General features: G+C 67.3%; 20 protein-coding genes. 9 read left to right on the top strand and 11 right to left on the bottom strand.

Annotation, left to right across the window (positions count from 1 at the left end; translation table 11 throughout):
• Positions 1–107: 107 nt before the first annotated feature.
• Together ACW9J6_RS31425 and ACW9J6_RS31420 are read right to left on the bottom strand one after the other, a co-directional pair.
• On the bottom strand, positions 108–836 hold the full coding sequence (locus ACW9J6_RS31425) for a sigma-70 family RNA polymerase sigma factor (protein ID WP_457120252.1): 729 nt from the start codon (positions 834–836) through the stop codon (positions 108–110).
• A 386-nt stretch (positions 837–1,222) separates the two neighbouring features.
• Positions 1,223–1,498, bottom strand: a complete 276-nt coding sequence (locus ACW9J6_RS31420) for a hypothetical protein (protein ID WP_457120251.1) — start codon at positions 1,496–1,498, stop codon at positions 1,223–1,225.
• A gap of 254 nt (positions 1,499–1,752) precedes the next feature.
• On the opposite strand from ACW9J6_RS31420, the gene ACW9J6_RS31415 reads away from it, so the two are divergent.
• The 3 genes from ACW9J6_RS31415 to ACW9J6_RS31405 all read left to right on the top strand — a co-directional run bounded on the left by ACW9J6_RS31415 (position 1,753) and on the right by ACW9J6_RS31405 (position 4,226).
• Complete coding sequence (locus ACW9J6_RS31415) at positions 1,753–2,613, top strand: Dps family protein (protein WP_457120250.1); 861 nt, start codon at positions 1,753–1,755, stop codon at positions 2,611–2,613.
• A gap of 384 nt (positions 2,614–2,997) precedes the next feature.
• Positions 2,998–3,525, top strand: coding sequence for a cytochrome b (locus tag ACW9J6_RS31410; RefSeq protein ID WP_457120268.1), 528 nt, complete (start codon positions 2,998–3,000; stop codon positions 3,523–3,525).
• A gap of 5 nt (positions 3,526–3,530) precedes the next feature.
• Positions 3,531–4,226, top strand: coding sequence for a VIT1/CCC1 transporter family protein (locus ACW9J6_RS31405; RefSeq protein WP_457120249.1), 696 nt, complete (start codon positions 3,531–3,533; stop codon positions 4,224–4,226).
• On the opposite strand, the gene ACW9J6_RS31400 is transcribed toward ACW9J6_RS31405, so the two are convergent.
• Genes ACW9J6_RS31400 through ACW9J6_RS31385 form a run of 4 tightly spaced genes read right to left on the bottom strand, consistent with a single transcriptional unit; the run spans position 4,223 to position 9,449 of the window.
• Positions 4,223–4,615 carry a hypothetical protein gene (locus ACW9J6_RS31400; protein ID WP_457120248.1) on the bottom strand — a complete coding sequence of 131 codons (393 nt, stop codon included), beginning with the start codon at positions 4,613–4,615 and terminating at the stop codon, positions 4,223–4,225. The two genes, ACW9J6_RS31405 and ACW9J6_RS31400, sit on opposite strands and share 4 nt — an antisense overlap.
• A complete protein-coding gene (locus tag ACW9J6_RS31395; protein ID WP_457120247.1) occupies positions 4,612–4,914 on the bottom strand; it encodes a hypothetical protein in 303 nt (100 codons plus the stop codon). The genes ACW9J6_RS31400 and ACW9J6_RS31395 overlap by 4 nt, the downstream gene beginning before the upstream one ends.
• A 16-nt stretch (positions 4,915–4,930) precedes the next feature.
• The gene (locus ACW9J6_RS31390; protein WP_457120246.1) at positions 4,931–8,065 is read right to left on the bottom strand and encodes an efflux RND transporter permease subunit; all 3,135 of its coding nucleotides are present in this window, start codon (positions 8,063–8,065) and stop codon (positions 4,931–4,933) included.
• Between the two features lie 4 nt (positions 8,066–8,069).
• Positions 8,070–9,449, bottom strand: a complete 1,380-nt coding sequence (locus tag ACW9J6_RS31385; RefSeq protein WP_457120245.1) for an efflux RND transporter periplasmic adaptor subunit — start codon at positions 9,447–9,449, stop codon at positions 8,070–8,072.
• Positions 9,450–9,955: 506 nt separating this feature from the next.
• On the opposite strand from ACW9J6_RS31385, the gene ACW9J6_RS31380 reads away from it, so the two are divergent.
• From ACW9J6_RS31380 to ACW9J6_RS31355, 6 genes are all read left to right on the top strand, one after another.
• A complete protein-coding gene (locus tag ACW9J6_RS31380) occupies positions 9,956–10,210 on the top strand; it encodes a hypothetical protein (RefSeq protein ID WP_457120244.1) in 255 nt (84 codons plus the stop codon).
• Positions 10,211–10,369: 159 nt separating this feature from the next.
• Complete coding sequence (locus tag ACW9J6_RS31375) at positions 10,370–12,145, top strand: ABC transporter permease (protein ID WP_457120243.1); 1,776 nt, start codon at positions 10,370–10,372, stop codon at positions 12,143–12,145.
• A gap of 34 nt (positions 12,146–12,179) precedes the next feature.
• The gene (locus ACW9J6_RS31370) at positions 12,180–13,550 is read left to right on the top strand and encodes an ABC transporter ATP-binding protein (protein WP_457120242.1); all 1,371 of its coding nucleotides are present in this window, start codon (positions 12,180–12,182) and stop codon (positions 13,548–13,550) included.
• A 128-nt stretch (positions 13,551–13,678) separates the two neighbouring features.
• Complete coding sequence (locus ACW9J6_RS31365) at positions 13,679–13,990, top strand: hypothetical protein (protein ID WP_457120241.1); 312 nt, start codon at positions 13,679–13,681, stop codon at positions 13,988–13,990.
• A gap of 762 nt (positions 13,991–14,752) precedes the next feature.
• The gene (locus tag ACW9J6_RS31360; RefSeq protein WP_457120240.1) at positions 14,753–15,754 is read left to right on the top strand and encodes an ArdC family protein; all 1,002 of its coding nucleotides are present in this window, start codon (positions 14,753–14,755) and stop codon (positions 15,752–15,754) included.
• Entirely contained in the window at positions 15,751–16,326 is a 576-nt protein-coding gene (locus tag ACW9J6_RS31355; protein ID WP_457120239.1) for a hypothetical protein, read from the top strand. The genes ACW9J6_RS31360 and ACW9J6_RS31355 overlap by 4 nt, the downstream gene beginning before the upstream one ends.
• Positions 16,327–16,419: 93 nt before the next feature.
• On the opposite strand, the gene ACW9J6_RS31350 is transcribed toward ACW9J6_RS31355, so the two are convergent.
• The 5 genes from ACW9J6_RS31350 to ACW9J6_RS31330 form a co-directional block, all read right to left on the bottom strand.
• Positions 16,420–18,756 (bottom strand): hypothetical protein, encoded by a 2,337-nt coding sequence (locus ACW9J6_RS31350; protein ID WP_457120238.1) that lies wholly within the window; start codon positions 18,754–18,756, stop codon positions 16,420–16,422.
• Positions 18,753–20,882, bottom strand: a complete 2,130-nt coding sequence (locus tag ACW9J6_RS31345) for an AAA family ATPase (protein ID WP_457120237.1) — start codon at positions 20,880–20,882, stop codon at positions 18,753–18,755. Before ACW9J6_RS31345 ends, ACW9J6_RS31350 begins: the two co-directional genes overlap by 4 nt.
• Positions 20,883–20,984: 102 nt before the next feature.
• Positions 20,985–22,568 (bottom strand): hypothetical protein, encoded by a 1,584-nt coding sequence (locus ACW9J6_RS31340; RefSeq protein WP_457120236.1) that lies wholly within the window; start codon positions 22,566–22,568, stop codon positions 20,985–20,987.
• Between the two features lie 79 nt (positions 22,569–22,647).
• Complete coding sequence (locus ACW9J6_RS31335) at positions 22,648–22,860, bottom strand: helix-turn-helix transcriptional regulator (protein ID WP_457120235.1); 213 nt, start codon at positions 22,858–22,860, stop codon at positions 22,648–22,650.
• 87 nt (positions 22,861–22,947) lie between these two features.
• On the bottom strand, positions 22,948–23,898 hold the full coding sequence (locus ACW9J6_RS31330; RefSeq protein ID WP_457120234.1) for a hypothetical protein: 951 nt from the start codon (positions 23,896–23,898) through the stop codon (positions 22,948–22,950).
• Positions 23,899–23,922 lie beyond the last annotated feature (24 nt).

The raw sequence follows: 23,922 nt of genomic DNA, 5'->3' as shown, positions 1-23,922 counted from the left end.
AGGGCGTCGCATCGTCGAGGTCATCGACTGAGACCTGTGGTCCAACCCTGACATGATGGAGCCCGCGCGGCCTGTACCGTAGCGGGCTCTCGCTCTCGGGGTACGGCTTAAGCCAAGCTGCGGTCCGCCTCGATGCCGAGCAGCTCGGCGAGCAACGTCCGGGCCCGGCTGACGCGGCTTTTGACGGTCCCGACCTGGCAGCCGATTAGCTCAGCGGCGGCCTCGTATGTCATGCCCTGGGCGGCCACGAGAATCAGGGCCTCGCGCTGGGGGACGGGCAACCTGCCTAGGTACTGCCATACCCGTCGCAGGTCGCTGCTCGCCTCCTGCGCGGCGGGCGCCGCGACGTTCCCGGCAAGCATGCCGTCCGCATCCTCGACTTCGCGCTTGCGCTTGCGGCACTCGGTATAGAACTGGTTGCGCAGGATGGTGCAGAGCCAGGCCTTCAGGTTGCTCCCCGGGTCGAAGCGGTGCCGATTCGCCCATGCCCTGAGCAGCGTCTCCTGCACGAGGTCGTCGGCCGCCGTTGGGTTGATCGCGAGCGAGAGGGCGAACGCGCGAAGGCCCGGCAGGGAGGCCATGAGTTCGGCACGAAAGCCGTCGCCTGCCACCGACGGGATCGGTGCAGGCCCGACATCCAGCTTTGTGATCAGGTCGAGGAGCGCATCGGGCTGCCGCTCCGCGAGGATGGTGGCGTAGAACGCCTTGAGCTCGGAACCGAGATGCATACGTACGGCTTCCGGCATCCCGCGCCCGGCGGGGTTTACGCTCGGCGACGTGAGCACGGGTTCAGTTTGGGTACCCGGCGCGGCTACCGGGACGGCTGCAACGGTCATGCCTACTTTCGACCTCGCCAAGTACTGCGTTCACCTGGACATTTTTCGGAAGATCTCCTGGGAGCTTCTGGCAAACCAAAGCTGAACGCGCCCTAATGAAGTGTTCATTCGATTGCCAGCCGAGCGTGGCGATATAGCTCGCCTACGCTGCCGTTTCTGTCGGCAAGCGCTGGAGACGATGCCGCATGCATGCGGCACGACGCCTGCTATAACGCGGCCGGCCACAATGGGCGCGTTTGCGATGCGACGCCCGAGTGCGAGGCCGCGGCACCTGCCAGTTCGAGCACATCCCTCAAGGTCCGGCACAGTGCGCCCACAGCAATCGAGGCCGCGGGAGCAATGAACTACCGCGCCCATAATCCCAGCCTGACAGGCACGAAAACCGATCACGGGAACAGGGAAAGCCCGTGACCTGGAAGCAGGGTAGTGCAACTCCGGTCCCCGTTCAGCTCCAGCGTCAAACCCTTGAGATACGCGGCGATCCGCCTGCGCGCGCCGGGCTCCGAGCAGGCGACCGTAAAGCCAATGGCGAGGGTCTCACCCTCGTAGCGGCGCAGCACCGACTCGGCCATCAGCGCGACTTCGCGCTCGGCCTGAGCCGTCAGAACGCGCAAGCCCTCTCGCGTGGCCAGGGTCACCTCGTAGCGGAAGGCAGCAGTCACGGATCAGCTCTCGTCGGCGGCTGGGTCCGGGCCCCAGCCCGGATCGAAGTCACGGTAACGGACGAAGTCCATAAACCGATCCAACATTCCCTCCTGGTCATGAGCGATGATCCGGCTCAACACCAGCCTACGGGAGACCATCGAACCTTAAATTCGGTGTCATTCAGGAACGTCGGGCGGACCCCGTTCGTCCTCGTCTGCCGGATCGCACCGCCGGCATCTTCTTCGTCTTCGCTGCTCACCCAAGGTTCCTGATGAACAGCTCGATCAAGTCACTCGCGATCGGACTTCTTATCGTCTCGACGGCCCTGCCACCTGCCTTCGCCCGCGAGGCCGCCGTCGCGCAGACCCGAAGCGCGGCACCCTCCGCCACTCACGTCTTCGCTCGCATGCAGCTTGCACAAGCCGACCGGACAGGGGCCGCAGCAGACCCGCAGGCATCGGGAGCGCGGACCGACGGCGTCCGCCAGTCCTCGCAGACCCAGGTCACCAGCCGGCAGTCGCTCGGCGCCTTCCCGACGAACGAGATCAGCCGCCAGCCGGTAATTGACCTCGGCGCCGGCGAGGACGGAGTGAAGAAAGACATCACCGCCCTGCAGCAAACGCTCACAGAATTGCAGCAGCTCCAGCTCCAGACCAAGCAGGCGCACTGGAATGCGTCCGGCACACTGTACTATCCGCTGCATCTCCTGTTGCAGGAGCACTACGAGGGCCTGTCGAAATACGCCGACACCATCGCGGAGCGGCTGCTCGCTGTCGGCGCCTCGGCAGACGGTCGGGCCAACACCATCGTGCGGACCTCAGGCGTACCTGAGATCCCCGGCGGCTTCCTCGACGACGCGCAGATCCTGGTGTGGTTCACCAACGCCTACAAGCGCGTCGGCGAGGAGGTGCACGCGGCCATCAAAACGACGGAGGATGTCGACCCGACCACCTCGAACCTGCTGCAGGAGATCGAGCACGGCGTCGCCAAGTACCAGTGGCAGATGCGGGCACAGCTCCAGCGGACGCAGACTGACCCGAACACCGGCTGGGACCTCAACGACAACAAGCCGGTCGACCTACAGGGCCAGCAGGGCCAGAAGGCTCCGAGCCAGGCGCCCGCTAAGCCTTGAGGCGATGCGCCCCCCCGCAGCCAGGCGCGGGGGCGCCCTTGACCCACACTTAGTTTGTAGTAGTTCTAGAAAGACTATGCAGCGTCGGGATCGAACTGCTCCCCAGTCTCCCCTCCCACCCGGCCAGCGGGCCATACTCCTCCGGCTCGACCGGGAGGGGCCGCTCGTCTCGCCCAAGCCATGGGAGATGCGGACGGTCCGGTCCCTGCGCGAGTGCGGACTGATCCGGCCGCGACTATCGAGCCGGGACCCCGAGGGCCTTTGGTTTCTCAGCGCCAAGGGCAGGCGGGCCACCGAGCCGCTGGGCCCGGCCGTCGGCGACCGTCATCACACCGCAGCATCACCGGCTTAAGCAGGACCTCGACCATGACGGCACGTGGGGACATGACGCCCCAGGCGGCGCGATACGACGGCGGCACCATCGCGCTGCATTGGCTGACCGCCGTGCTCGTGTTCGGCCTGTGGCTGGTCGGGACCTTCCTGGAAGACCTCGTCCCCAAGGGGGCGCTTCGTTCCGGCATCTGGTCGGCCCACTTCGATTTCGGCTTCGTCCTCACCGCCTTAGTCGTGGCCCTCCTCGTCTGGCGACGGGCCGGAGGACGCGACCTCCCGGTGGAGGATCCCGGTCCACTTCACCGCCTCGCCAAGGCGACCCACGCCGCGCTGTACGTCCTGCTGATCGTCATCGTCGGCCTCGGCATCACCAACGCCTTTGTGCGCGGCGTCTCCCTCGGTCCGGTCAGCCTGCCGCAACTCGGCGACCCGGAATGGCGGCGGTCCCTGACGCACTGGCACGGGCTCGCCGCCAACATCCTGATGGCCCTGGCCCTGTTCCACGCGGTCGCCGCCCTCGTGCACCACTACCTCTGGCATGACGCCGTCCTGCGGCGCATGCTGCCCCGGAGATCCTGACGACCATGCGACCCGTCCACCGCGAGCGTCACCTCATCGACCGGATCGGCTGGCTGCGCGCCGCCGTCCTCGGCGCCAACGACGGCCTCGTCTCCACCGCAAGCCTGATCGTCGGCGTGGCGGCCTCCGCCGCCAACACCAGCGAGATCCTGGTCGCCGGCAGCGCGGGACTCGTGGCGGGCGCGATGTCGATGGCGGCGGGCGAGTACGTCTCGGTCAGTTCCCAGTCCGACACCGAGCAGGCCGACCTCGCCCGCGAGCGCCAGGAACTCGCCGACGACCCGGGCGCTGAGCGGGAGGAACTGGCGCGGATTTACGTCGACCGCGGCCTCGACCATGCACTCGCCCTTCAGGTCGCCGAGCAACTCATGGCCAAGGACGCGCTCGGTGCCCACGCCCGGGACGAACTCGGCATCTCCGAGGTGACGACGGCCCGGCCGGTCCAGGCGGCGTTGACCTCGGCGGCGACCTTCTCGGCCGGTGCCGCGCTACCCCTTGCGACGGCGGCGCTCTCCCCCGGCAACCTCACGGTATATACGGTGTCGGGGGCCTCGCTGATGTTCCTGGCGGTGCTCGGGGCGCTCGGCGCCAAGGCGGGCGGCGCACCCATCGCCCGGGCCACGGCGCGGGTGACCTTCTGGGGTGTACTGGCCATGGCCGTCACCGCCGGCATCGGCAGCCTGGTCGGTAAGGCCGTCTAGTTACCGTTGCGGAACGTGGCAGTGCATCTTCGGTGGTACGCTCCCGCAATCGAGCGAGCAGTCTGGTCGGGCCGGCAGAACCACCGCAGGGCGCCGGTCTTCCAGCAGGAACCCGACCAGTACCAATGGGCCGCGTCGGGCGACTCGACGAAGGATGCCGGCGCGTCCGGCGACGCGGCGGGTTGCTGGCCGAGGGCGGCGGAAAGCCCGGCCACGGTGGCGAGCATCGCGTACATGGTACGGATCATGTGCAACCCATCTCCGGGGTTTTCGTCGGTTTGAAGACTTCTCGGCCGGCCGGCCGAACGAGGTTCGGAGATCGGGCGGCAGGCGTCGACCGGTTGCGGCAGGCTGATCTGACGGTGGGAGACGCGGCGCCAGTCGGTCACGGACGTACGACCGTCGGAAACTTGGTTGAGAGCCCTACGCATACGGCATCCAGGTTCCGATAGGCGGCCAGCCGGTCGAACTGCGCCGCGCCGGAGTAGATTTCCGTCGCGCCGATGCTGGATCCGACCTCCTCGAAACATTCGCGCGCCTGCTCGACGATGGCGGGATTGAACGCCGAGAACCGACAGACCGCCGTCGCTTGCCTGAGGAAGCCGTGCATGCGCAGGAAGTCAGGGCAGGCGAATGTTCGCGACGCAGCGGGCGCGACCGTGCCACAGACCAGGATCAGCCCCGCCACGAACGGGAGTCTTCGGTCACGCATCGACGCTGACCCGACCTGCGAGAAGGGGTGACCGTTTCTCCTTCGCGGGCGCCTTAGCTCCAGGCCAACGCAGCCTCGATACGAAAGGGTAGACGGCCGGTAGGACCACCAGCGTCAGCAGCGTCGCAGTGAGCAGGCCGCCGATCACGACCGTGGCCAGGGGGCGCTGCACCTCGGCGCCCGCGCTGGTCGACAGCGCCATCGGCAGGAAGCCGAGCGTCGCGACCAGCGCGGTCGTCATGACCGGCCTAAGCCGCATCCTCGCGGCCTGCATCGCGGCCGCCTCCGGCGAGAGGCCCGAGCGCTCCAGATCGCGGATGTAGCTCGCCAGAACCACGCCGTTCAGCACCGCTATGCCGAAGGTCGCGATGAACCCCACGGCGGCGGAGACCGAGAAGGGCAGTCCGCGGAGGTAGAGCGCGACGATGCCCCCCGTCGCCGCCACCGGCACGTTGAGGAAAATCAAGCCCGCGATCCGCAGGTCGCCGAACATGACGACCAGCAGCAGCAGGATCGCCGCCATCGCGGCGGGAACCACCACCGAAAGACGTGAGGTGGCCTCCTGCAGGTTCTGGAACTGCCCGCTCCAGCGGAGGGCGTAGCGCGGGGGCAGGGACACTTGGCTCCTGACGGCTTCCCGCGCCTCCGCGACGAAGCCCTGGACGTCGCGGCCCCGGACGTTCGCCTGGACGGAGATGCGGCGCTGAAGGCGCTCGCGGCTGATCTGCGCCGGCCCGGTCCCGGCCTCGACGGTCGCGACCTCGGACAGCGGCACGAGCGGCCGGCCCGCGCGACCGACGGGCAGGGAGCGTATCCGCCCGATGTCGCCGCGGTCGCCGGCGTCGAGCCTCACCACGATGTCGGTGATGGCGTTGTCCTCGCGGTAGACCATCCCGGACGAGCGTCCTCCGACCGCTTCGACCACGTCGAGAATCTCGCTCGCGCTGACGCCGTAGCGAGCCGCCGCGGCGCGGTCGATCTGGATGGTCACGGCCGGCATCCCGGCCTGCGCCTCGGCCTTCACGTCGGCGGCCCCGCGGACGCCAGAGACGGTACGCACGATGGCGTCGGCCCTGTCCTTGAGGACTTCGAGATCGTCGCCGTAGAGGCTGATCGCCACGTCGCCGCGCACGCCCTCAAGGAGGTCGTCCATCCGCATCTGAATCGGCTGCGAGAAGGAATACGCCACCCCCGGCACCTTCGCCCGAAGGCGCGCTTCGAAGGCCGCCACGAGACCTTCCTGCGTCTCCGCCGTGGTCCACGTCGAGGGATCGGTCAACGCGATGAAGCTGTCGGTCGATTCCACGCCCATCGGGTCGGTGGGGATCTCGGCGCTGCCGGTGAGCGACACGACGCGCTTCACTTCCGGAAAGGACTTCAGCACCGACTCGATCCGGTTGACCGCCATGAGGGACGCGTCGAGGTTGATGCCCGGCAGCTTCTCCGAGGTGACGACGATGGAGCCTTCGGAGAGCTTCGGCAGGAACTCTCCGCCTAGCCGGGTCGCCAGCAGGCAGCTTCCCGCAAAGAGGACCAGGGTGGCGAGCACTGTGACGCCCGCCCGCCGCTCGGCGACCCGGAGCACCGGCTCGTAGGTTGCGCGCATCGCACGGACCAACCGGGTCTCCCGCTCGCCGACGCCGCTGCCCGAGAGCATGATCGCCGCGAGAGCAGGCATCAGCGTCATGGTGAGGACGAGGGAGCCGGCGAGCGCCAGGATCACCGTCACCGCCATCGGGCGGAACATCTTCCCGGCCACACCTTCGAGGGCGAGCACCGGTACGTACACGAGCATGATGATGGCCACCGCGAAGAGGATGGGCTTCGCCACCTCGGCGGCGGCGTCGCGGATCACCTCGAAGGGCGGCCGGTCCGGGTGCTCGCCACGGGCGCGCAGCACGTTTTCGACCATCACCACGGCGCCGTCGACGATCAGGCCGAAGTCGATGGCTCCGAGGCTCATCAGGTTGCCCGACAGCCCGAGGAAACGCATGCCCGCGAACGCCATTAGCATGGAGAGCGGTATGGCGGCCGCGACGACGAGCCCGGCTCGCAGGTTGCCGAGCAGGAGGAGCAGGACCGCAACGACGAGCGCCGCGCCCTCGACGAGGTTGTGCTCGACCGTGCGGATCGTCCGCTCGACGAGGGTCGACCGGTCGTAATAGGGCTTGATCTCGACGCCCTGCGGAAGTTGGGGGCGCAGTTCCTCGACGGTGGCCTTCACCCTCTCCACCACGGCGCTGGCGTTCTCCCCCTGCTGCATCATGGCGATGCCGACCACCGTCTCGCCGCCGGCGTCGTGGCTGACCGCCCCCAGGCGGACCTTGGGCGCCTCGATGACCTCGCCGAGGTCGGCGACGGTGACCGGCAGGCCGCCCGCATTGGTGGCCACCACGATGCCGGAGATGTCCGAGGGGCCCTTGGCGAGGCCGAGGCCGCGGATCGTCTGCTGCTGGTCGTTGTGCTCGATGTAGGCACCGCCCCGCGCCAGGTTGTTCTCGGACAACGCGGCGTAGACCTGCCCCAGGGTGATGCCGTAGCGGCGGAGCGCATCGGAGGAGACGCGCGCCTCGTAGGTCGGCAACTGGCCGCCGTAGATGTTCACGTCGGCGATGCCTGGCGTCAGCTTCAACCGGGGTGCGACGGTCCATTGCAGGATGCGCTTGAGCTCCATCGGCGAGTAGGCGGGACCGCGCAGCTCGAACTGGTAGATCTCGCCGAGCCCGGTCGCCATCGGACCCATCTGCGGGTCGCCGACTCCTGCCGGCATCATGGTCTTGGCCGCAGGCAGCCGCTGGAACACCTGGGCGCGCGCTTCCGTAACGGGAACGCCGTCGTCGAAGGTGACGTAGACGGCGGAGACGCCGGCCCTCGACGTCGAGCGAATGCCGGTGAGTCCCGGCGCGCCGGCCATCGCGTTTTCCACGGGGAAGCTGACCAGGCGCTCGACCTCAAGCGGCCCGAGGCCCGGCGACAGGGTGAGGATCATCACCTGCTTCGGCGAGATGTCCGGCACCGCGTCGACGGACAGGGCCCGCAGGTTGGCGAGGCCGCCGGCCGCGCCGGCCAACGCGACCGCGAGGACGAGCCAGCGGCGGCGGATCAGGAGGGAAAACCAAGCCGACATCGGATCAATCCGTGGAGCCCAGGAGGCCGCGCATGAGGATGGCCTTGAGGCCGAAGCTGCCGTCGGTCGCCACGGTCTCGCCGTCGGCAACGCCCTCGACCACCTCGACCCAGTCGGGTCTCTGCAGGCCGAGGGTCAGCGTCCGCTTCTCGAAACGCTCCTCCCCCGTGCGCACGAAGGCGATGAGACCGTCTTGCGTCTGCTGGACGGCGGAGGCCGGTATGGTCACCCCCTCCCGGTCGAGGTCGGCGGCGATCTCGACCGAGACGAACATGTTGGCGCGCAGCAGGCCCGCCGAGTTGTCGATCTCGATCCGCGCGGGTGCCGTGTTGCTGGCGGGGTCGACCGCGGCGTTCACGGATCGGACCCGGCCGTCGAGGCGGGGACGGCTCGGAGCAGCCCTCACGGACGCAGCGTCGCCGGCTTTCACCGCGGTCATGTCGCTGCCGTAGAGGCTCGCCAGCACCTGCACCCGTGACGGATCCGCCACCGTGAAGGCATCGCGTCCGGTGTCGACCACCTCGCCTAGGGTGATGCCCGCGGTCGTCACGACACCGTCGAGGGGCGCGACGATGGCGCTGGTGCCCGGGGCGGCCCCGGCTTCCGGGGCGAGGCGCTCGTACTGGGCGGTGAACAACTCGACCTTGGACTGGGCCGAAAGCGTCGCCGCATGAGCCTTGGCGAGATCGACCCTGCGGCGGTCCGCCTCCGACTGCGCGACACTGCCGACCTTCAGGAGATCGAGCCCGCGCTTCAAATTCGTCTCAGCGACCGCCTCGGTCGCCTGTGCCTCGGCGAGGCTTGCCTTCGCCTCGGACAGGCCGTTGCGCGCGTCGAGGACGCCCGCCGCGTCGAGGGTCGCAAGCGTCTGTCCAGCCCGGACGGTGTCGCCGGGTTGAACCGCGAGGCTCGTCACCCGGCCCGGCGTGCGAGGCTTCACGTGCGCGACGCGACGTTCGTCGAAGGCGACCATCCCCGGCGCCCGCACCGGCTGAAGGATTCGGCGGGTCGTGGCCTGCCCCGACGCGAGCCGGAGACTTGCTTGGCCGGCGGCATTGAGGATCACCACGTTCGGATCGACCTGGGTCGCGACTTCGGCCTGGTCGCTCGACCGCGTCGACGCCTCAGGAGCGGCTCCCGTCGCAAGCCCCATCAGAACGAGGTAGGGGCGAATGACCGCTTCCGTCGGGGGTAGCAGCGTATCGCGCATCGACCAGACGCACCCGCCCATCAAGCAAACGCCACCCAAAACAATCGTAGGCAGTCGTATTGCGCGCGATATGGATGTCCGGTAGCCGACATCGACCGTCGCGCTTCCGGGAGCGACTCCACCGTGATCGCGAGAGCCCCGATCGCCGTCTGCGGCCGCGGACTGCGGTTCCATCGTCAAAAGCAAGGCCGCCCCCGGCAACTCATTCTAGAATTATTCTAGAGTAGGGCGTTGAGGGAATCGACGTCCACTAAATTTGCGTTCACTGCCGTGAGCGTTCGGGCTGCCGGCCACCCGGACCCTGGGCGGGAATAACTCGGCGAGGAGCGGCGCTTCGGACCCGACAGGCGATGGGTCTGGCGGTCGGCTGATGCGCCGATGATTGCAGCGGCGTCACGGCATGGGGCGTCCGCCGAGATACCTGCACACTCGCGTGAACGCACCGCGGCGAGGCACGCTGGCGCTTGACTGCACGATGATCCGGTGTCAGTGCGTCGACGCCGGGCAAAGCCATCATCGGCTCCGCGCAACCCACATTCAGGATCCCTGAACCCCATGCCAAGCGACAGTCACAGTCGATTGTCCGCGCCGTTCGCGCCGACCGTTTCCCGCTTGGACGCCTGACCCGGCGCACCTTCAGGAACCGGCCGCACGGACGGCCGGACCATAAAAGGTGCACCATGAACATGATCGTCTCGATCCGTGCGCGCGCTCATGCACGCGCCGTCGTTATGGACCTGCGGAACGGCGTCGTTGCCCAGCGATCCATCGCCCCGTCCACGCTAGCTCCGGCCCGGCGCGGCGCCCTGCGAGCCCGGTGGTCCACCGACCCGGTGAGCGGCCGCCTGGAATGCCGGTGGACGTCCGACGAAGACGTGCCGGACAGTTGCTGCGCCGCGCACGCCATGACGTCTATCGAGCGATTGGCCGCCTGAAGCTATCCCCTGCGCATAGCCTGACGTCGCGGCGGCCGGGCCGCCGCGCGATCAGCTTTGGGGTGTGCGTCGCATTTGCGCCGCGTGCGCGTTCTCGCCTGTCCGACTGAGTCCTTTCCACCCCAAGCTTAAGCAGCGCTGCTGCCGGCGAGATTCTGAATGCTCGACGCCCGCGCCATCCATGATGCTACGCGCCGTGCGCCCCTCGGCGTCGGCCGCTTGGGCAAGGCCCTGCTGCCCAATGGCTACGACGTCGTGGCCTTCTTCATCGTGATCGGCGGGCTCGTCGCGCTGACGCACGGCGTCCACGAGATGCGCGCGCCGCTCGTCGCCCTCGACGTGAATCCCGTCACGCTCGATCTGTGGAAGCTGCCCGACTACGCCCTGCGCACGACCCTGCGCATGTTCGCGGCCATGGCCGCCTCGCTCGTCTTCACCTTCATGGTCGCGACGCTCGCCGCCAAGAGCCGCAAGGCCGAGCTCGTGATCGTGCCCGCCCTCGACATCCTACAATCCGTGCCGGTGCTGGGCTTCCTGACCTTCACGGTCCTGTTCTTCCTGAACCTGTTCCCTGCGAGCCAGCTCGGCGCGGAATGCGCGGCGATCTTCGCGATCTTTACGAGCCAAGCCTGGAACATGGCCTTCTCGTTCTATCAGTCGCTCCGTAACGTGCCGCGCGATCTGACCGAGGTCGCCAAGGGCTTCGGCTTCTCGCCCTGGCTCACGTTCCTGCGCCTCGAAGCGCCCTACGCCGTTCCGGGCCTCGTCTGGAACGCCATGATGTCGATGTCGGGCGGCTGGTTCTTTGTCGTCGCCTCAGAGGCGATCTCGGTCGGAGACAATCGTATCGCCCTGCCGGGCATCGGCGCGTGGCTCTCCCTGGCCATCGAGCGGCGCAATATCCCGGCCATCGCCTGGGCCGTCTTCGCGATCGCCGTCGTTATCCTGCTCTACGATCAGCTCGTATTCCGGCCGATCGTGGCGTGGGCGGACAAATTTCGCTTCGAGCAGGTCGCCGCGCAGCGCCGGCCGCAATCGTGGGTCTACGACCTGATGCGGGCGACACGGCTCGCCAAGACTCTCGTTTGGCCGGTGCGCTGGCTCATGGGGCACCTGACCCTGCTGCTCGCGTCGTCCCGCGTGCGCCGAAGCTCCTCGACCGATCGTCAGGCGGCGGCAACGGCGACTGGATCGAACCTCGACATCGTCTGGCTGGTCCTCGTCGTGGCGGTCGCCGCCTACGCGGCGTGGCACGTCTTCGCGTATGTCAGCGCGACGCTGGGCCTCGCCGACCTGCTGCAGGCCCTCGGCGACGGCCTCCTGACGCTTCTGCGGGTGATCGTCCTGATCGCGTTGGCGTCGCTGATCTGGGTGCCGGTCGGCATCTGGGTGGGTCTCCGGCCGACCGTGGCGGAGCGCGTTCAGCCGCTAGCCCAATTTCTGGCGGCTTTCCCCGCCAACGTGCTGTTCCCTTTCGCGGTCGTGGCGATCGTCGCCTTCCACCTCGACGCCAACGTCTGGCTGTCACCGCTGATGGTGCTCGGCACCCAGTGGTACATCCTGTTCAACGTCATTGCCGGGGCGAGCGCGTTTCCGACGGACCTGCGCGAAGCGGCGACGCTCTACCGGCTGCGCCGCTGGCAATGGTGGCGGCAGGTCATCCTGCCGGGGATCTTTCCCTACTACGTCACCGGCGCGTTGACCGCCTCCGGCGGCTCCTGGAACGCGAGCATCGTCGCCGAGGTCGCCAGCTGGGGCGACATCAAGCTGCGAGCGGCCGGCCTCGGCGCGTACATCGCCGACGCTAGCGAAGCCGGGGACTTCCCGCGCGTCGTGCTCGGCGTCGCGGTGATGAGCGTCTTCGTCGTAGCCTTCAATCGCCTGATCTGGCGACCGCTCTACGCCTACGGCGAACGGCGCTTCCGCCTGAACTGACCCAGCGCAGCCCATGCCTTTCGGAGCTCCATCCATGGATGCCACGGTCGATCCATCGATCACGGCGGCCTCGGCCGCCCCCGCGCTCGTGTCGGTCTCGGGGATCAAACACTTCTATCATAAGGGCGGCGCGCCCGACCTCGTCGTCCTCGACGACGTCGATGTCGATCTGCACTCGGGTGAGATCGTCTCGCTGCTCGGCCGCTCGGGCTCGGGCAAGTCGACGTTGTTGCGCATCATCGCCGGTCTGATGCCGCCGAGCCGCGGCACGGTGCGGATCGGTGACGAGATCGTGCAGGGCCCCGCCCGTCAGATCGCCATGGTGTTCCAGTCCTTCGCACTGTTTCCCTGGCTGACGGTGCTGCAGAACGTTGAGGTCGGGCTCGAGGCGCAGGGCGTTCGGCCGGCCGAGCGTCGCACGCGCGCGCTCGCCGCCATCGACCTCATCGGCCTTGACGGCTTCGAGAGCGCCTACCCCAAGGAACTCTCCGGCGGCATGCGCCAGCGCGTCGGCTTGGCCCGGGCGCTGGTCGTCCAGCCCGAGATCCTGCTGATGGACGAGCCGTTCTCCGCCCTCGACGTCCTGACCGCCGAGAATCTACGCACCGACCTGCTCGATCTCTGGATCGAGGGCCGGATGCCGACCCGCTCGATCCTGATGGTGACCCACAACATCGAGGAGGCGGTGCTGATGAGCGACCGGATCCTAGTGTTCTCGTCCAATCCCGGGCGGGTCGTGGCCGACATTCGGGTCGAGCTGACGCAGCCGCGCAACCGCCTCGACCCGACCTTCCGGGCCATCGTCGATGACATCTACGCGCGGATGACGGCACGCCAAGTCACAGCCGCCGGACACGAGGTCTCGGCGGCGGACGTGCCGTCCCAGCCGAGAGAAGGGCTGTTTCCCGGTATCGGCATCGGCATGATCCTCCCCGCAGTCTCGACCAATCTGCTGGCCGGCTTGATGGAAGCGGTCGCGGGCACGCCGTACGAAGGCCAAGCCGACCTGCCACTGCTCGCGAGCGCGCTGGCGCTGGAGATCGACGACCTCTTTCCCATCGCCGAGACGCTCCAACTCCTGCGCTTCGCCGAACTGGAGGGTGGCGACATTCGTCTCACCCCCGACGGCCGACGCTTTGCCGAGGGCGACATCGATGAGCGCAAGGCCCTCTTCGCCCAGCACCTGATCGCGCACGTCCCGCTCGCGGCGCATGTCCGCCGTGTCCTTGACGACCGCAGCTCTCACGCCGCCCCGCGAACCCGCTTCCAGGTCGAGCTGGAGGACCACATGTCGGAGGATTACGCCGACCAGACCCTGAAGGCCCTGATCTCCTGGGGCCGTTACGCCGAGGCGTTCGCCTACGATGAAGCGGCCGGGACCTTCAGCCTGGAGGATCCGAAGTGAGGTCGCGGCGTCTATCGCCGGGGCAGCGGATCGCGCGTCGCCTGCTCGCCCTATCACGGACGGTTCGCGACTGGAGCATTTGGGCGTATCACCGGGGCTGGCTTGGGGCGGCAGCGACTAGCCACCTGTTGATGGTCGCCGACGCGATCGCGGCGAAAGCCGCCCACCTTGCCGTACGCGGGCTCGTCCAGATCAAAGCTGCGCCGGCTCCCGGATTTCCGTCGGTCACCCTGGTGACGATGCGGACGATTCCAGTCGGCGTTCTGGCAGCAGCGCTAGGGCCAGGCCTTCGCGGCCTCGCAATTCTGTTCGCCGTCGCTTGCGCCGCCGCCTCTGCGATCATCCGCAAGCAGAGCCCCGTATCCCCGCGCCTCACGGATTGGGATGTTGCTGTTGCCGCATGCTTCGGCGGGGCCATCCTCGATCGCGTTTTCTCGTAGCTCTCGGGCGGTCACGATGCGCAAGCTGCTTCGCGCGATGCCACGCGATTGGCACGTATAGGCGACGTTCGTCGCGGTCGGACTATCGAGCCACACCGATGCAGTCGCGGCCGACCTTGGGCGCCCGGCCGTCGGTTCCCAGGCAGTTACCTACACCGACTGGTCGGGTACCCGGGGACGAGCCGGCAGGTGCACCGCTTCGTCGCCGAGCGCCGGACGAGGCCGGTCCGATCAGGCCGCAAACCCCTCTGTGCGAGGGCCAGTGCATCGCAGCGGCCTGGCACGGAAGCTCCATTGCCGCCCGCACGGCAAATGGCGTGGCTGCTCGTCCAGCCACGCTCAGGGCTGGACGCTGGCGACGCAGCTGTCGTGAGACGCATCGAGCAGGATGACACCGCACGGACGATCACGGGTCTGGCTAGCCGCTTCACGGCCCTGGTGCGCGCCGCAGGGAAGGGCAATCCCACTCAAAGGTTGCACCTCGATCCGCCGGTCGACCGACGGCGTGGCTCCGGGATCCGGACCTCCTCGGTGGAGGCAAGCCGGCCTCCCTCAAACGTTCACCAGGATCCAGAACAAACAGTCAAACAGGGCGAGCCCCCTGCAGACAGCAGGCAGGAATGCGCGGCGCCGACCCAGCGCACCCGGCGGAAGCCGAGGTGCGAGAGCCCCGGACACCATTGAGCCGGTCAACATCGCCAGCCGCCCCGGGAAACAGCAGTCAGGCCGCAAAGACGCGGCTGCTCGGAGCCTCGCCCCTTCATGTCCGCCACCGACCTGCACACCCGCGTTGTCGCCATCATCCTGGCGCAGCTCGATACCGCCGACCCCGCTTCGTGGACCCCGCCCTGGCATGGCGCCGATCCCATGCCGCGCAACGCACACACGGGCCGACGCTACCGCGGACTGAACATCCTGGCGCTGTGGTGCGCCGCGCAGGCGCACGGCTACGCCGATGCACGCTGGGCGACCTACCGGCAATGGGCCGCGCTCGGCGCCCAGGTTCGTCGGGCCGAGCGCGGCTCGCTGGTTCTGTTCTACAAGGAACTACCCCGCAGCGCCCGCGCCGACACGAGTGATGCCGACACGATGGATGGCGCCCCCTTCGTCGCCCGCGCCGCCTACGTCTTCAACGCCGCCCAGGTCGACACAGCCCCGCCGGCAGCCAGCGCCCCCAGCAGGATGTCACCGCCCACGCCCCTACCCCTACCCACCTTCGACGCCTTCGTCACCGCCACCGGCGCGCGCATCACCGAAGGCGGCACCCGCGCCTGCTACGTCCCGGCCATGGACACGATTCGTCTGCCGCCCCGCGCCGCCTTCCACACGCCCACAGGCTACGCAGGCACGCTCGCCCACGAACTCATCCATTGGACCGGCGCCCCCCACCGGCTCGCCCGCGACCTCACGGGCCGGTTCGGCGCCCGCGCCTACGCCGCCGAGGAGCTGACAGCCGAACTCGGCGCCGCTTTCGTGCTGGCAGACCTCGGTATCGCGCGCACGCCGCACCCGGACCACGCCGCCTACTGCGCCTCCTGGGCACCCCTGCTGCGAGCGGACCCGCGCGCACTCAGTCACGCCGCCACCCAAGCCTCGCGCGCGGCCGACTACCTCGCCGCCCTGCCGACATCGGACAACGCGATCCGCGCCGCTGGCGAGCACAACGGCGAACACAGCGCCGCCACCCCGGACATCACCACCGACCAACCGCCCCCAAGCGCGACGCCGGCCGCTATGCGCCCCACTTGCGCGAGCGCGGCATGAGCACGGTGCCGCCCCTCTCCCGCCGCGTGCTCATCGCCCTGCACCCGACCACGCCGACGACCGGACCGGACAGCGTAGAGCCAACAGCCGTCGCCCGCGCCTTCGTCCGCGTAGAGGCCGCCCTCGAGGCGCACCTTACCGCCCTGTCAGTCCTCGACCGGATCGAGGAGGCGGTGGTGACCGCCCACGGCTATCCGCGCGTCCCCCTGCCGAGCCGGAGCGGTGCACCAGACTACGCCGCGGACACCGCCACGATCACACGACGCCTCGGTCCCGGCCCGACCGCGCGCCGGCTCACCGCCGAGTTGCGCCGCCGACAGATGACTTTCGCGCAGGCCGCGGCTGCGACCGGCCTGGGCACAGCCAGAGCGCAGGAGGCGCGGACGGCGCGGGAGCTGAGCGACGCAGCCTGCCACCTACTGTTGGCGCCGGCCGAGGTCCGCGCCGACCTCGCGCTCAAGCTCACCGTGCTGATTGCGGCGGGCGAGGCGACAGGGGACGACGCACTCACTTTCCCCTGGCTCTACCTGCGCGCGCTGCACGCCGACCTGACTGGAATAGCGGCCGAATAGATCGGACTTCGTGACATCCGTCAGGGCGAGGCAATGAGCCTCGGGGTCGCGCGCGCCCAGGCCGGGCTACCCCTCGAGCACATCGAAAGGCCTTCACGAGCCGTCCGTCTCCGCCAACCACATCTCGATCATTCGCGTCCAGATTACCCCAACGTCCACCCCCTCGCGACTAGCCTGTGCCCCGGCCATGACGGCCAATGCCTCAAATCTCTGCTCATTGAGGTGGCGCAGGGCCAAGTCGGACGTCGCGATTACTGTCTCACCCCCATTGACGCCGCACAAATGGACTACCTGCAACAGGGCCTGGACACGTCGCGTCGCCTCAATGCGCGAAATTTGCCAGCGCCGCATCAGCTCGGTCAGAACGCTGTGATCTCCGATCAGGAGCGCGGGCCAGAACGACAGGATCGCCTCGCTCCAGCCATACCCGAGAGCAGTACGGATCGCGGCTAGGCTTGTGGCTCTCTCCGCGGCGACGATCCCGCAAGCTTCGTGCAGGCGCCCGGGAAGGCCAGCGCTGGCTTCGATCAGTAGGGCGCGGGTGGCCGTGTCGAGGATTTTTCCGTGCGTGGCGAGCATCACCCGCAGCACAGCATCGGCTTCGCTATCATCGAGTGGGCGCACGGGGTAGTCGAAGCAGCGCGATTGCCCAGCCAGCCGCACCGCCCTTCGATCCCGGGCGAGCAGCACGAAGCTTGCCCAGGTACTGTTCTCCATCGGGTCGAGCAGCGCGTCGAAGATCGCCGGCGGGTACCGATCGGCGTTGTCGACGATGACCACGCAGCGGCGCCCCCAGAACGTCGATCGGATGGCGCCCGCGACCGACCCGGTGATACTGGCGATGCGATCGCTCGCGCCGTCGTATGAGAAGATCCTCGGATGCGAGCCGTCGGGGTAGGAACAAGATGTGCACACGCCGCAGGCAAGGCCCTCGGCGCGCGGCGCCTCGCACAGTATTGTCCGAGCGTAAACCCGGGCCAGGGTGCGCTTGCCGACCCCATCCGGACCGTGGAGCAGGAGGTTGTTGGCTGATTCCGGCTGGGCCGCTTGCCGACGAAGCGCAGCCACGAGACGCGTTCTACCGATCAGCGTTGCAAAGCTCTGCGGTGGGGTTGTCACGCTCGATTGCGCCACCGTCTTCGTCTCCGGCTGCGCCATTCCCTCAAGCCCGCAATCACATGGCGCGAGCCAGCTGCGGGCAGCCATGACCTTGACCAGCAGACGGAGTATCCATCCGTGATGGGCACCCGGCGTTCGCACGATTGCCGCTTCGATTGCATCCAAGAGTTCCGCGCGGGGTCGTGCCAGCGGCCCTTCCTCAACGCGGAGCCCCAAGGTGCGTCCGAGCGCTGACCATCGGCCGGCCAAGGGATCCGCATCCTCCACATCCGGTGCCCGCGCGAGGAAATCGCGCCCAAGGCCTGCCAGGTTCGTGACGACCGTATCCGGGCCTCTCCGATACCCGGTCGTCTCCTCGTGCTGGCTCGAACCGAGGCGCTCCTCCCAGGCAAGCAGCAGCGCTGCCCAAAGAAGGCCGCCGTCGAAGATCCGCCGCGGGGATACACGCCCACGTTGAGCAAGTCGGGATCCAAACGGTACCGATGATCGAAGCAGCACGCTTGACTTGCGGTATATCTCGCTCAGGAGTTCGGCGGTGGTCCAGCCACAACCCGAGCGCCGTTCGTCAAGCCCGCTGACGAAATCGACGAGATCTTGCTCGCGGCGAAGTTCCGTGAGGTTGCGCAGGGTCGGCAGCAGCGCGTGCCGCCCCGACCGGCGCACCGTGGCACGGGTGTGCAGGGCTACATCGAAGCGCCGCGTCAACGGGTCAAGGCACACGAGCACGCGCTCGTCGAACGCCTGCATGATCGCTGGCAGCTCGGCCCGGGCCTCGACCAGCTCCCCGAAACTCTTCACGAAACCGGGCTGGGCCAGGAGATCTACATCGGATGCGAGGTCGGTCGTCGCCGCGAGATAGGCCAAGATCGGCCGCAGGCTCTCGCGGGTGACCACTGGTTCTTCAAGAACGAGGACGTCGGCCTCGATCTTGCGCCATGCGGCGTGCTGCGCCACTTCGCTGCCGTGCGGCACGGCGTGGATGCTGGGGTGCGGCAGGCTGTTCGATAGATCGTTGAGCGCAGATGACAGCTTCATGCGGGTGAGGCCCCGCGTTGGCCGCTTCGGCCAATCGTAGCGGAACAAAGCGCTGCCGATGATGCCCGTGAAGTCGAAGCCGTTTGGCGGCGGCAGCGCAGCGGGCGCCACCGTGCGGCTGTCCCGCGCGGCGCTCTGTTCCAGGATGGCATGCAGTCGCGGGCGCAAGATCCCCGAGCGATAGCGATACACCACCGGTCGGTCCAAGGCCGGCAACCCCGCCCGACACGCCTCCAGTAAGTAGTCGACGTCGAGCCTGGGTCTCGCGAGCGTCACGCCCACCACCCCCGCCAGCTGCGTACTCGCGAGTGCGGATCGGGCGACCAGGTTCGCATGACGGTCTCGATTGCCGCTTGGGTCGCGTCAGGATTGTCGCGGTAGCGCAGCCGAATTTTCTCGATCTCGGCCGTGCGCTTCAATCGGCGCTCCACGCGATCCGCGCGCTCGCTTGTCTCCCATCCAGTCCTGATCTCGGCGAAGGCGCCATCGTCGAACGCCGATAGCGGAGCGAGGCGGTATTCACAGGCTCGAGCGATGGCCGTGTCGGACAACTTCTCAGAGACGCTGACACGGGCAACATCGTAGACGGGGCCCGAAGACCTGGCGCGAACACCGAGTAGCGCGCAGAGCGGTCGATACTGCTCGCGGGTACAATCCCAGACCTCGAGCCGGTCCGACAAGCCCCCACACAGGGCGAGTGCGACGTCCCAATGAAACGCCAGGGCGGTCGTCTCGCCGGCAGGGGCCATCCGCGGCAGCACGACGCCGCGGGCGGCTGGGTGAGGCCCGCACCAGCCCCGCGCCCAGGCGTCTAATCCGGGCAGACCGGTCGCCAGTCCGTTCGGCCCCCCGGACGAGTCGGGTTCGGGCATGATGACATGCGCGACGAGGTGGCCGACCACGCCGAGTGCTGCATCGCGCTCGACCAGGGTGATGCTTGCGAACACAGTGCCGCCGCCGGCCTCGGCCCTGGCGTCCAAATCATTGCGGAACGCCCTGATCAGGCGGATCGCCTCGGCCTGCGGTCGCGCCCCGGCACACTCCGGCCGAATCTCGAAGGCAGCGTTGAAGAAGACGGCGTGCTCCTGAACCAGGAACGAGGCGGCGTTGACGATCCACCGGGCCTCCTGCGCCGTCAGGAAGCCGGGTTCGCCCGTCTCACCGCGAAGGCTGGCCAGCGAAGGTGCAAGGGGCGCGAAGCCCTGGTGCGCCGCCGCCATCGAGGCCGCGTCCGTCGCAGGTAACGGCGGGGTGAGCTTGCGACCTATGGCGTCGGCACTGGCTGCATTGCCGTTGACGAGCTGGTGGAACAGCGTCAGGCGCAACGCGAGCGCCGTGTCGTCGCGCGCCGGCTCGCCCCCCACCCAGAAATCCATCATCGCACACCAGATCGGCGCCAGCTCAGCCGGTCGAGCCAAGCCCAGCCGCTGCAGAAACTGATCCACGATCGACCGGCGCGTGCTCTCGGGAATCGCGTCGATCAACCCGTCGAGGAGCAGGCGGCGATGCAGAATGTCGTTGTGGTAGAGGGAGACCAAGAAGCCCTGAATCCAGCGAACTTTGTCGCTACCGGCCTCCCGCCAGTCACCAAGAACGGCCGTCTGCCGATCGAGACGGCCTTCGCCAAGCGCCTCGAAGTAGGCGACCAGCGCGTCGGTCTGGTCCGCATCGAAGGCCTCGCGTACCTGCTCGACCTTCACGTACGGGCGTTTGCCGTCGTAGACCCGTTCGAGGCCGAACAGCAGGTCCCGGGGATAGCCGTTGCGCAGACCCGCGAGTAGCTCCAGGGCACCAGGTTCGTAGTCGATCTCTGCCTTCTTAGCGATCCGGCGCAGGAACGCGACCGCCATGGGTACGGACAAGGGCCTAACCAGCACATCGAGCAGACGGGAGCGCAACGCCGGCCGGAGGCGCTCCATCTCCGTTGTGGCGAAAAAGAACAGCACCCCTTTAGCGGGCCTCTCCACGGCATCGAGGAGCATGTCGCAAGCGCTCGGCGTTAGGGCATGGGCCTCGTCGAAGAACAAGATGCGGTAGCGGAACACCCGCTCCTCGCGGTTACGCTCGTGCACCCACTGCCGAATTTGAGCGAGCTCACCGCCGCGCGCGGCGACGTTGTAGGTGTCAAAGTAGGTGATTTCGTCCTCGACGAACCCCCTGCACGGCTCGCAATGTTTGCAGCAGGGCGAGCCGTCCGGGGCGGGGTTCTCGCAGTTCAGGGCGCGGGCGTAGATCTGAGCAAGGGCGGTCTTCCCGGAGCCGGAGGAGCCGTGAAGCAGGATCGAGCGACCGAGTTGCCCGAAGCGGATCAGGTTGGCCAGGCAGGTGACTGCGCTTTCCTGTACGAACACTTCCGAGAATACTTCCGGGCGATACTTGTCGGCGAAGTTTTTCTCGCGCATGGGATACCACAGCAGGTCAGTTGCGGCCGGGGGTAGGAATGCGTTGCCCCACGCCGGACCCGGACTTGGGCCGGCGTGGGGCAGCGGTTGCGATCGACAACCTCAGAGCGCAATTGTCGGCTCGGCGGTGCGGAACCGATCCGGATCACGGCGCGTGGGTCCGTTTGGATCCAACGGCATCTCGACGGGACTACGAGGGTACTTCAGAGGATATACCCATCCCTTGCTCACGCGGACCTTGGGCCTAAAGGGCACCTCGGGATCACCCACGAGCACCGACATGCGCAAGCTGAAGGCCATGTTCGAGATCGCCACGCCCATGCGCGCGCACAGCAACTCCCGCAACTCGTCCGCCCGCACACCGCCACGCACGGTGATGTTCAGCACGGCCTCGTCGTGGACGTCGAGTTCAAGGAGATAGTCCCGCAGCGGATCCACGGGTGTCGCCGCGGCCTGCAGGGCCGCCAGGGCACTCAGGTGCTCCACGATCGGCGAAGGGCCGAACCCGTCGACCGAGCGCCACAAGAGGTGATAGTCAGTCTCGTTGACGGCCCGCCATACCGCCGCGTCGCCTCCCTTGGCGACAGCACCGTTGCGGAACGGCAGCCCGACGAAGCGGCGGTGGCCGGTCGGATCGGCAATGAGCGCACCGATGGGTTCGTTGGCCGTGCCGATCGGAGTGCAGCGCTGGTGCCGGTTCTCGGCGAACGACGAGCCGAGGCGGCGGCGGCTCACCGTCTCAGCCGTAAGCAGACTTTTGAGTACCGGGACCTGCCGCGGATCGAGACGTTCGACGTCGTCGACTATCACGACGGGCGAGCGGAGGATGTCGCCGCTGCGAGGATCGGCGAGTTGGGAGAGGAGCACCGGCGCGCTTGCCAGTTCCATCAGCGGCGCGACGAACCGCTTCAGCAATGTGGTCTTGCCGGTACCCTGCCTCGGGCTGAAAATTACAACCATGAGATGGTGCTCGACGGGCAGCCAGAGCTGCTTGCGCTTCACTTGCCAGATGAAGTGCTGCAGCACGGCCACGCCCAGTTTCGGGTCGATCGCCAAGGTTGTGCTGACGAGATCAAACCACAGTGTTCGCGCCTGCTGGTGCTCGGCAAGGTTGAGAGGATTGTACAGGAGCGGTTTCATCACGGCATTATAGCGGGCATGCTGCTCCTCCCGGGCAACGCGGCTGAGAGCCCGCCGCATATCGGCCGCGATAAACGGGTGACCGCCGCCGCGAACCTCGTCCATTACCGTGTCAAACAACCTTCGGAGGCTCCAATCGTCTGGGCGAGCGAGCCAGGCTCGCACCTCCTCGCGGCCGAAGCCTCGATGGGGCTCGCTGCCGACCACAATTGACAGGTCGAACAGGATGACGAGATCGTTTGACGCAATGACCTCGCGCACGAGAAGTACGGCTTTCTCGTCGAGGCGTGCATCCGCGACTGCATCGGACACGCAACAGCCGGCCGCCGCGGGAGCGGGCGACGCGTCGGCAACCCCAATCTGCGCGGGCGGGCGATCGCGCAGCACCTGACGGGCCTCAAGCAAACGTAGGTACGAGGCAATCCGGGCTGGGTCGCTGCCGTCCGGGTGGCGGCGCTTGGCCATTTCACGAAAGCGAGCTTCGATGCTCTTGAGTGTCACGCCACGCGGCAGTTCGAGTTCACGATAGGCGTCTTCTAGGGTCATCGGATTCAAGCTCCCTCGAAGCCGGGTCGCGGCATGGCGTGCCCGGCCGATCCATCGTCTGCGGTGATCGGGATGGGCCTCAGCCGACCCGGGCGACGCCATTCTCGGCGAGTTCCTGAATCAGGTGAGCGGGCCACACGGTGATGCCGGGGCCGAGCTTGATCGGTTGCGGGTAGCGTCCGGAGGCGACGCCCGCCCACCAGGTTGAGCGGGCGATTGGCAGCAACCCATGCGGCTTCACGATCTGGCTGACGCGCAGGCAGGCCGAAGGAGGGTGTGGAGAATGAGGCATGACGGCTCCCGCCAACGAGGTCGATGACGGGAGAGTGTCAGGCTGCAGCTTCTACGTACGGAAGCCGTGGCGTCGCTAAGAGAAGTTCTAGGGCAGCGGTTCGATTTTCTCTTCCATGAGGGGGTCGTGGCGGAGCTTGGCCAGCTTCTTGTCGGCCTCTGGGAGCGTGGCGACGGCGGATCGAATGTACCCCAGTACAGTCTTTGGATCCTTCGCGTTCCAATAATCTTTCAGGATGTCCCGGATTATCCGGGTTGCAGCGTTGCGCTTACCATCCGGCCTGAACCCGTATATGTCGACGCACAGCGCGGCAAAGAGCTTCACCGACATCTGGTAGTAAGGCTTATTTACTTCTTCCAGCCTCGCCGTAAGATGTTCGATCTGACGACGAAGAGCTTTCACTTCGTGGTTCGTCCCCTCGTGCTCCTGACCGGGCATACCGGTTGGCACCGTGCTGCCTGGCTCTGCAACTAGCGCGTCGGGCAGCCGCAAGTCCTTGAGCATTGCCCACTTGATGAACGATGTCGGGGAGAGGGGCTCGACCAACACGCCGACCCAGAAGGCCCGTTCGAGCAACTCCTGCCGTTTTATGATCTCGGCGGCTGCTTTCGTTAGCCCATAGTTCCTCCGGGCCCAGGCAGCGAGATTAACACTCGTGCGGGGCGCAAAGCCGAACCAGAGGCTAAGGGCTTCCGCCGGATACCACACTTCCTTGCGTGCCCAATCTCGAAGCGTAATATCGTCTGCCGGAGCGCAATATAAATCTAACTCACGTTGCAGCTCACGGCGTTCGTTTTCGTAGAGGCGCTCAAATTCAGCTTCCGGCATACTCGCTAAAGACTCGAAGCGCACATTACGCTCCTCCCTATCGTCATCGGTGAGAAGAACGTCGCGCTCTTCCTCCGTGAGAGATTCGAGATAGTATACGCTTGGAATACCGGTTTGACGCTGAATGACAAAATCTATCCGCTGGGCCCGGGTTTCCATAGGCGCAGCAACCTCGTCCGATGCAACCCGCCAATCGCTCTCTTTGCGCATATTTACAAGCCTCCTACGACAATC

The organism is Methylobacterium sp. JK268 (assembly GCF_054052225.1).
The sequence above is the reverse complement of the archived record's forward strand: the minus strand, read 5'-3'. Positions and strand labels throughout refer to the sequence as shown.